6 protein-coding genes are annotated in these 9,560 nt (G+C 47.8%); 4 read left to right on the top strand and 2 right to left on the bottom strand.

The window, feature by feature from the left end; translation table 11 throughout:
* Positions 1-253: 253 nt before the first annotated feature.
* A complete protein-coding gene (locus tag AC2FIT_RS22335) occupies positions 254-1,867 on the bottom strand; it encodes a DNA cytosine methyltransferase (protein WP_496832595.1) in 1,614 nt (537 codons plus the stop codon).
* 796 nt (positions 1,868-2,663) lie between these two features.
* On the opposite strand from AC2FIT_RS22335, the gene AC2FIT_RS22330 reads away from it, so the two are divergent.
* The 4 genes from AC2FIT_RS22330 to AC2FIT_RS22315 are packed head-to-tail and all read left to right on the top strand — an operon-like array spanning position 2,664 to position 7,138.
* Positions 2,664-3,122, top strand: a complete 459-nt coding sequence (locus AC2FIT_RS22330) for a BglII/BstYI family type II restriction endonuclease (protein WP_480433140.1) — start codon at positions 2,664-2,666, stop codon at positions 3,120-3,122.
* Positions 3,123-3,135: 13 nt separating this feature from the next.
* Positions 3,136-4,464 (top strand): hypothetical protein, encoded by a 1,329-nt coding sequence (locus AC2FIT_RS22325; RefSeq protein WP_496832593.1) that lies wholly within the window; start codon positions 3,136-3,138, stop codon positions 4,462-4,464.
* 1 nt (position 4,465) lies between these two features.
* Entirely contained in the window at positions 4,466-6,262 is a 1,797-nt protein-coding gene (locus AC2FIT_RS22320) for a DEAD/DEAH box helicase (protein ID WP_496832592.1), read from the top strand.
* A gap of 3 nt (positions 6,263-6,265) precedes the next feature.
* Entirely contained in the window at positions 6,266-7,138 is an 873-nt protein-coding gene (locus AC2FIT_RS22315) for a protein NO VEIN domain-containing protein (RefSeq protein WP_480433135.1), read from the top strand.
* Positions 7,139-7,234: 96 nt separating this feature from the next.
* Here the strand turns inward: AC2FIT_RS22315 and AC2FIT_RS22310 are convergent, their stop codons facing one another.
* On the bottom strand, positions 7,235-8,557 hold the full coding sequence (locus AC2FIT_RS22310; RefSeq protein ID WP_496832590.1) for a YonV family putative phage-derived protein: 1,323 nt from the start codon (positions 8,555-8,557) through the stop codon (positions 7,235-7,237).
* Between the last annotated feature and the right edge of the window lie 1,003 nt (positions 8,558-9,560).

Genomic DNA, 9,560 nt, shown 5'->3' with positions numbered 1-9,560 from the left:
TCTTGTCGTTTCGGAATAAACAAACGCAAACCATCTTCGAACAGGTTCTGACAGCCAAAACAAGCTAGTGCGAGCTGAGAACAGGCATCCCGCGCAAACCATTTCGGTTTCCGTTCATGATAAAGCCGACGGGGCTAATAGGACGAAGGTCATAATACCAAAACAGTTCTGATGCTTCGGGGTATGCACTCCATTGTGCAACCCAGGCGCTTTTTTCCTTGTTGTTATCAAACCAGCCGCATTTGTCGTCGGATCAAACCGTGGACAGTATTTTTTGCCGTGTTTCAAATAGTTTGCTGTTAACCAGAGATGCAACTACGGATCCAATAGCAATTTGTCGGAGGTATCTGGAGATCTTCTGCACCGCAAAATTCTCCGCCTGATATTGATCAAAGATAATGTTATGAACAAAAATTCTGAGATCACTGTCGGCCAAACAGGACCATTTACCCTGCTCTAACTCTTGATCTACGAATTGACCCAAACGGTCAATAAGCTCAAACGGATGCAATCCCTGCGATCTATGACTCCAAGTTGCTTGTAGAGCGTCCAGCCCATTCAGGTCCACTTTGTCCATGAAGTGTCTTTGCGTTTTGCAAACCTGATCAGCGATATGTTTTGGTGAATTTGTTATTGCCGTTTCGATTGCGTCCTGAGTGAACGTCCTATTGTGGATGCGTTTTGAGTCACCGAAAAAAAACGCGACATGCCATCTGTCTTGACCCTCAACATTCGAAAGTTCGAAGCGGGTCCCACTTTTGAACCTAAGGTTTGGAATACTGAAGCGAAACCTTCTGTCTTCTGGGTACGTCCTACCCGAGTTGTCTGGTAGGGTTTTGAAGCCCTCACCCTCAGGAATCAGTGCGTTGGCATCAATTTCGGAAGGTAGACGAAGGCAGCTCGCGTCAGTTCCTTTAATAGCCTCAGCAATAAGATAGGTGAATACCGGTGGAATAGCATTGCCAATCATCTTCAACTTCTGCGCGTGACTTTTACCCAGAAACTGAAACTTAACAGGAAAGCTCTGTAGCGAAGCTCGCTCACGCACAGACAGTCGTCTGAACGACGCACCATTCGGTTCGCGTATTATCAAACTTTCTCGTGATACACGTGTGCATGTTGCCGTAATAGTTCGGCTGGATCGATCCAAAGGATCTGGGAAAGGCATTCCGTTATAAACAGGGTGAGCTTCTTTCATATCTCGGTTAAACCGCTCCTCCTCCCAATTGAGAGGTTCTTCTGGATCGTTGTCGTGGATGACGAATTCACTTGAGGTTTGAAAGATCGGGTCGCGACCTTGCTGGAGTGCCCCAACAACATCACCAAGTGTGGGTTGCTCCATTACAGAGTGGTATGACCTAAGAAGCCCAAAATCAAAGTTTCCTGCGATGCACCGTTTTCGACGCTGAGGTACGCCGAAGTTTGCCATATCGAAAATCTCAATCTGGGCGTCTTTGAACAGATTTTTGTATTGCTCTAGGGCCCCACCCTTGGAAAGCTCTCTTTCAATCACGTTTTTTACACGCGGAACATTCTCAAAAGCCCATGCTTTGGGCTTTAAATGCTTTACGATTGCCAAAAATCGTTCCAAGTCGACCAACCCGTCAGCTATGTCGCCTGAACCCCCGCGATTTGAATATGAAAATTGCGTACAAGGGGGGCTCCCGACTACGACATCTACGTCAACGGGCAAAGAGGTCAGGTTGAGTTGACGAATGTTGGCTATTGCAACGTCCGACGAACCATTGGCTTCGTGTGTTCTGGCTGCAGGTTCCCACCACTCATATGACTTGAGAACTTCGAACCCGGCAAGTTTGAAGCCCACGGACCAGCCGCCTATACCTGCATATAAATCTACTACCCGCAAAAACGCCCCCGCCTTCAAGTTGTGCCTCTATTACCATGTGTGAGTAACCGGATCCACCCCAGGCAATATTTTTTTCTTATTCAACGCCAGATCGTTCGAGAGTGCAATTTACAAAGTGGTAAAGTGGCGCTCGGATCGAAGTGTTGCACTTGTCAATGACTAGTCCCCGATAACTGTTTCAAGCTGGTTCAACATGCTAGCTGCTATGGATCGCGCTTGGGGGCTTAGGTCATTATGATCAAGTAGCTTCCTTGTCTTGCTTCGAAGCATTCGAAATTCGGACATGAGACTTTCTGACGCCATCCCGGACAAATAGGGACCCGGTCGAGGCAGACTTTCGAGTTGAGGCTGAACGTCAAGAAACTTCTTGCCCTTACTTATCTCACCAATGCGACCGCCGTTGACACCGAACCAAGCCGCAATGTCGTGTTGCCTGTCACCTCGTAGCAACATCCCCTTGACGATTGCAGCATCTATTTCAGTCAGCCTCTTACCACTGTTTTTTGCTCGGTCCACGACCCTGCCTCCTCGTCAAAACCGAAGGTTGACCCTATCGGGCCTAGCCAATTGGCGCAACTTTCTGCTCTAAAAATAAGCGGGAACAAGATCGACTCATACAAGCACAAAGCTAATATGCAGAAGTGACCCGCTTCTTTGGTTCATCTATCCCTGTCGATCAACGAACCTATCGTCTTCCAATGGCAACGAATGGATGGCAATGCTCGGAATTTTCTCGTGGCATTGACAACTGACCAGTGTATGGTTGCTCGCAACAGAATTACTCGGCTAAGTATCTATGGACACGTTCAAAAACTCTCACCTCGGCGGTGTGGAATTGCTACCAGCCAACGAGGAAAGTGAGGTATTGGAAGCGCTTCACCATTGCAAGACCCCAATCGAGCGTGGATTCGGCTCCGATCTGCGAAACGAAATTGAAGATGGTTTGTTTCGGCAAGGCTGGACGAGTAGAGTCCAGATTGCGCATGGTTCTAAAATCACTATTGCCGCGCAAAAAAACCAAGTCGGCCTTGGTATCCAAGTTACTGGTAACATGTCGAGGATGTACGCCGACCTGATCAAGCTTCAGCAGATGTATTTGAGCAACATCATCGACGTGGGCGTGCTGGTATTGCCAACAGCAATGGCGGCGAGAGAGCTTGGCGACAATCTGGCGAACTCCGATAGGTTGGTAAGCGAATTACAAATATTCAAAAAAGTCATCTACATACCGATAGCGGTAATATCCTTCCAATGAGAAGAAAGCAGACATGAACGAAGAAGTTAACAAAGCATTAGCTGAAAACCGATACGGATGGGCGCTACCTAATCGAAAAGAGTGTTTTTCTGACCTTCATGAGGAGGCAAAGAGAGCCAGCGCCGATACGTTTAGAATAGAGAATTTCAAAGGCGAGGTGGCGAGCCTTCCGATTATTCGAGTAGAAATCAATCTTCCCAAGTACAGAATTGCCAATGGTCGTACATCTTCGGTCCAAGAAGAATGGGTAACGATCAACGGTAAGAATGAGAACTTTTTTACCGACGGGGATCCAGAGCTTTATGTACTGCAAGAAGCGCAACACCAAATTCTAGAAAGCATGATAGGAGAAGAGGGCCTCTCCGAGAAATTTAAGGACCCATCAAACAGACAAGTTGAACCGCTTCTGCTCGATGAGAATGGCTTCGTAATTAACGGCAACCGCCGACTGTGCTGTTGGCGAGAGTTTTTCTGTTCAGACCCAGACGGTTACCCACATTTCAGCCATGTAGACGTGGTTGTGCTTCCAAAGTGCGAAGAGAAGGAACTAGACGCTCTCGAGTCCAGGTTGCAGATCGAAAGGGATATACGTAGCGACTACTCCTGGCACGCAGAAGCCAAGATGTTTCGGGAGAAGCAGAGAAAGTTTGGTTACAGCACCAAGGACTTGGCCAAGCAATACCGGAAACAAAAGAAAGAAATCGAGGAACTTTTCGAAATTCGTGATCTGGGCGCAGAGTACCTAGAAACCCGCGGGAAGAAAAACATCTGGTCAGAACTAAGTGAAACGGAACACACGTTCAAACGCTTGAACAAGACCATGAAGGAGCAGCAAAGTGCGGCGGACAGGGAGGTTTTGAAGCAGCTGGCATTTTCTTACATTGATGACCCGGACGCTGCAGGTGAGCGGCTGTATACGTTTATTCCAACGCTCGGCAAACATCTGTCTTCGGTAAAAGATCAGTTGCGGCAAGAGCTTTCTGTCGAGAGTGACGGCTCTGTGGACTCTCAGGCTGAAGACGCTTTTGGTGGAGGAGCTGCAACTGGTACGCAACAGCAAGATATGCAGCTTGTCGCTCAAATCCACAGCTCTTCCGCAGAACTTACCAAAGCCCACGACATTATTGTGAGTACTTTGGAGAGTGAAAAGGAGAAGCTGAGCGATAAAGCAAAGTCAGATTTTTTAATGCAGAAGCTACAAAAATCTCAGACCGCGTTAATTGAGGCAGTCAACTTGGGACTGACCCCTGAAGCCACAATTGATGGAGCATCTGCTCAGTTAGATGAGATCGAAGCCTCAATAACAAAAATACGAACCTTTTTAGCGACGCGGAACAACTAATTTGCTGCTATTCGACTACGCTGATAAGGATCGGAAAGCGGTGCTAAGTTGGGCATCAGAAGACGCCGAACAGAAGTGGCTTAAGTTTATTTGCACGGCTTGTCTGGAGGCATCCGAAGATGCCCAAAGACAAACAGAGCTTTCGATCACATTACCGTGGTGGAGGTTTTTGTCAGTTCGAACGGAAATCTTGAACATTATCTCCGCTTTTGGTCTCCGGTCAGATAAGGATTTCAGTATTGCTCCTGACGCACTGAGGATGCTCGGCGAGGCGCGATCTAGGCAAGAAAGCTTCAACGAAATCCCGGATGAGTTAGGCCGTCAGGAACTGGAAAATCTCCTGTTAGAGGCTGGGTTTAAGCGAAGACTGACTCAGCACCAATCTAGGAACGTATCCAAGCTGATCTCTCGTCCCAGTGGAGCTACATTCTCAGTCCCTGGAGCTGGAAAAACAACTGAAGCTCTTGCATTTTTTGCTCTGAAGTCTTCAAAGGATGATAGTCTACTCGTAGTCGCCCCAAAAAACGCATTTGCGGCGTGGGACGAGCAAATTGCAGAGTGCATACCCAGCCTGAGTGGCAAATTTGAAAGGTTGCGGAAAACAGGCAAGATACCCTCGCAACTTCTCGATCGCCCAAAACTCATGATAATTGGATATCAGCAACTCACCCGCGTGGGAGATGTAATTTCGGACTATTTGTCCAAAAATAGTGTTCACGTTTTCTTGGACGAAAGCCATAGGATCAAAAATCCGAATAGCATTTCCACTCAGGCAATACTTCGGTTTTCCCACCTTCCGCAAAGCAAACTAATAATGAGCGGAACTCCAATGCCGCAATCTGTGGAAGACTTAATCCCGCAGTTCAACTTTCTCTATCCTGAAATTGGCGCAAACGTAGAAAACGTCATCGGGCTAGTGAACAAAATTTATGTTCGTACTAACAAAGCGGAACTGGACTTGCCTGAGGTTCGAAGAAGTTTGACTCGGCTACAAATGGATTCCCACCAAGAAAAGCTCTACCGCTTGCTAAAGAGCGAAATTGCGAGAGAAGCAGAAAAAGCGCTTTCTGAAAATACTAAGTTTGCCCTTCGTCGATTTGGTAAGTCGGTGACAACTGTACTGCAATTCGTTTCCAACCCTGCTCTACTTGCGGATAAACCCGAGTTTAAATTCGCGGATGAACTGTCTGACACCCTAGCTGCAGGAGAGGGTCCCAAAATTCGCTATGTTGTCAAACGTACGCGAGAATTGACCAAGAACGACCACAAGGTTTTGATTTGGACCTCTTTTGTAAAGAACGTAGAGTATCTAGCCGAGTGCTTTCGCGATCTAGGCGCCGTATTTATCCACGGTGGCGTAGATGCTGGTAGCGACGAAGACGAGGATACTCGAGAAGGGAAAATCAAAAAGTTCCACGACGACCCTACATGTCAGGTGATGATTGCGAATCCTGCAGCGGCCAGCGAAGGTATTAGCCTTCATCATGTTTGTCATCATGCGATCTACCTCGACAGAAATTTCAATGCAGCTCAATACCTTCAATCGGAAGACCGAATACACAGATTAGGTTTATCGAAGACGCAACTGACCCACCTGGATGTCGTGGAATGTGAGGGAACTATTGATGAAACCGTGAGGCTTCGGCTTGAAGCCAAGGTTGACGCAATGGCTACGGCTCTGAAGGACAGTTCACTTAGTATTTCTCCAATTCAAGTCTCTGATGAGGACGCTGAAATAGACTCGGCGGCGCTGGATTTAGACGACGTTAAAGCACTTTTAGACGCGTTCAGGCGGTAGCCAATGCAAAACCTTTTGACCCCTAGCACCGCCTATGAGTGCTTTGAGCTTCTCAGAGTGCTGGAGAGACAGAGGCTGACACGGCCTGAAGTAGTCAATCTGAACTTCGGTATTGTTCCAGCACATACAATCCTAGACCATGCGAGTTCTTTAAACTGGGTTTTTACGAATATTGATGGGCACATCGCGATTACAGAGCGCGGCAGAGCTTGTTTGGAACTTAATCACTCAACGAGCCAACTTCGTTTCATGTTAGCGGACTATTTCATTGAGCGAAGAGATCCATGGCTGCAACTAGTACGCTACGGTAGGCGACAGGTCTTGCTACAGTCTCCCCCGGAAATTTCACAGTTGTTGTACGAGGCCGGTTTGGCCGACGGCGAAGATCAGGAAGTTATTGATTTCTGGGACAAACTTGGCGCTAGGGTGAGAGGGGAGAATGATAAACGAAAACTTGAACTAGGACGCACAGGGGAACGCTTATCCATTAAGTATGAAACCAAGAGAACAAGATTCCGACCAAAATGGATGGCACTCGACGGCGACCACTATGGTTACGACATACTCTCGCGACAGTCTTTTGACGATGACACGCCATTAAAAATCGAGGCAAAGTGTTCCACGGCTAGAGTGTCGAATGCATTTTTTTTCATAACAAGAAACGAATGGGAAACTGCTGAAAGCTCTAAAGACTATCACTTCCATCTTTGGTGTTTGGAGGATGCATACTCCAATCTTGCAGTCTTGAGACCAAGCGATATTTCTCCTCAGATTCCGGCCAACAAAGGCTCCGGCGTCTGGGAAACCGTCCGGATTCCCTTCGCAATATTTGAGAACCACTTTGACAAGGTAACCGAAGCTGCAAATGGCAGCTGAGTAAAAAAGGTAGGAACGAAGACAGTCATCTCAAAGCAACATGCGGTCCAAATCCAAATTTGGGGCGCCCCCACCAGATCGGCGAGGGCTGGGTTTTCACGCGGCTAGCTTTTGAGGTTCAGGTGCAAGTTGATCGAGCAAATCCGCGGTGCTGTCGGTTTGCAACCACAATTGGAACAGCGTCCTCATTCGTTCGCTAGGGATGTACAGTATGACCGGTTCATTGTTCCTGATTGCCGTCCTCCATATGACCTGGACCATCTCTGAGATCGCATAGATTTCGTCATTCATCTCGATACCTTGTTCTGCAAAGAAGTTGCGGAGGATCGGCAAGGAGAACCTGTTGGCTAGGTACGCCATGGATTTCTTGTGAGCGAAGTCATTTGTGGCCTTGGTATTGAGTGGTATCCAGCAGCTCTTACCGGAATAGCTCTCGCCTTTAAGTTTCTTTCGGTGGTCCTTGAACGATGTCCATGCGTTGTCTCCTGATCGTGTCTTGGCGTGGTTTTTAAAGAACGTAACGGTGTTGCCCTTTAACTTACGTAGGGATGCCGCGTCGGCCCGTTTGAACCATGAGGATGACAACGGCTGCTCTCTTCCCTTTGGGGTTCCGATGTCGTTTCCTCTGCCGTCGTAGATCGAAACTAACTTTCGAACCTTAGACTTGATCTCTCTTTCGTTGTGATCCAACCACGGTATTAGTTTGTATCCGGTAGAGCGGTTTCCAGACACTGCCTTCAAATCAAACGTAATGCCCTCTGCCTCCAAGTAGGATCGCATAGGAGACCCTTGGAACAAGTAGGTCAGCACAAAGACCTCGTTGAAGCACTCCAGGAACTCAACCGGAAACTGCCAGATCAGGACACGTTTGTTGCGCTGTCCATCCGAATAGACAGTCAGGTTCCCATTGTCGCAGAGGTGCTTGATTGGAGAAAACTTACCTTCGTAGCTCGCATGCTCCTCGTGGTTCCAGCGAAGACGCTTGGTAGATTGTTCAACATACACTTTTCCGGCGGAGAAGAGGTCGTCTTGGTCGAATTTGGTCAACCCATCGAAGAAATCACAGCATGTAAGAACTTCGTCAATCACGAGCGTGTAGTTGCCCGACAAAAGGGCTTCTCTCGTTTCTTGTGTGATCATCCTGAATAACTCGTGTGTCGTCGCGATGTTCTCGCCTTCGTCGATCAGCTTCTGAAGACCGTAGTATTTGCGACCATGTATTGGCTTGGGGTCCTTGAATCTGAGATTGGGACACGCTTTCTTTACCCGTTCAACTTCGTCCAAGAGAGGCGTAACGTAGATAAAGCGACGCTTAGATGAATTGAACATGCCCTCGAAGTGGGCACGGTTCATGTATTCGATGATGAACGATGTCTTGCCGGCACCCATAATGGTGTCGACGACAGTGATGTCAGCCATAGCAGTATTTCCTTTTGGAGCAACAGTGCCTGTTGGGGCTTAGTTGCGATTAGTTGGAGAGGGTTGTCGGGATTAGAATGCGCGAAAACGCGACAGTTGCGGAAAGTGGGCGATCAAAACCATTTAATTACAATGGTCTAGCCACCTCCCAGGGGAGCCATCCTTAAAGGACTAGAGTAGTACCTTGAGGAAGGGTTCTACAGATGTACGGTGTAAAACGACTACTGCAGATATGCTCAAGTTAGAGCATCAGTTGAAGGACGAGGGCGTCCAAATTTTGCGACCTTTGTGCGGGATCAGCTGCCCTGGTTTCGCAGAAGAAGCTTACGGCGCCGCTTCGTCTCGATAATTGGTCGAGTACTATTAGCCAGTGTACCTGTTCTTGGGGACGCTGATCCACACTCTTCTGGACTCTGGTTTTTTCTATTGTCGCCAGATTTCGATAGGAGAAGTTTCGCACCAAAATTTTCAGATGACTTCTGACGCCCGTATCGCTCCCGGGCACTAACCCTTCTTTGAAGGTCTTTTTGGTGTCGGTCTTCCCATTTGGCCTCAATGAGTACCCTGAGTTCGTCTTCGGACAGGTGTTGGAATTGCTTCTGACCTCGGTGCCAGCGTATTGAGCGCTGCATACTGTCTTCTCGTCTGGCGGCTTTTTCAGCTTCTTGCCTCTTGCGCGTATTGCAAGCCAGCACCCGACAACTGTTGGAGCAGTATTGCGAAGTTGATCTATAAGGCGTGTATCGCTTTTTGCAGTGTTTACAGCTCCGCCGAGCTTTCGGCTTAGCAGTCTTGGTGTTTGTTTCGCTGGTTGTCATGACTTCAACCGTCCTGTCCTAAACCATTTGGGGCGTTTGGGTGTATCATGGGCAACGCATAATTGGATTTCACATAATTATTAGCAGGTTACGGGAATTTTAGATTTAATGGTAAGAGGTTGTTTAATCTCTATCTCAGTAACCGTCCAGATAGTGAGACTCGGACCGCGAATTACCATCGCACC

Source organism: Ruegeria sp. YTSA135, from assembly GCF_059610165.1.
The sequence above is the reverse complement of the archived record's forward strand: the minus strand, read 5'-3'. Positions and strand labels throughout refer to the sequence as shown.

What these genes read in the sequence shown, in the direction of transcription:
- AC2FIT_RS22330 (WP_480433140.1), top strand. Translation starts at nt 2,664, where the DNA reads ATGGACACGTTCAAAAACTCTCACCTCGGCGGTGTGGAATTGCTACCA.
- AC2FIT_RS22325 (WP_496832593.1), top strand. Translation starts at nt 3,136, where the DNA reads ATGAACGAAGAAGTTAACAAAGCATTAGCTGAAAACCGATACGGATGG.
- AC2FIT_RS22315 (WP_480433135.1), top strand. Translation starts at nt 6,266, where the DNA reads ATGCAAAACCTTTTGACCCCTAGCACCGCCTATGAGTGCTTTGAGCTT.
- AC2FIT_RS22310 (WP_496832590.1), bottom strand. Translation starts at nt 8,557, where the DNA reads ATGGCTGACATCACTGTCGTCGACACCATTATGGGTGCCGGCAAGACA.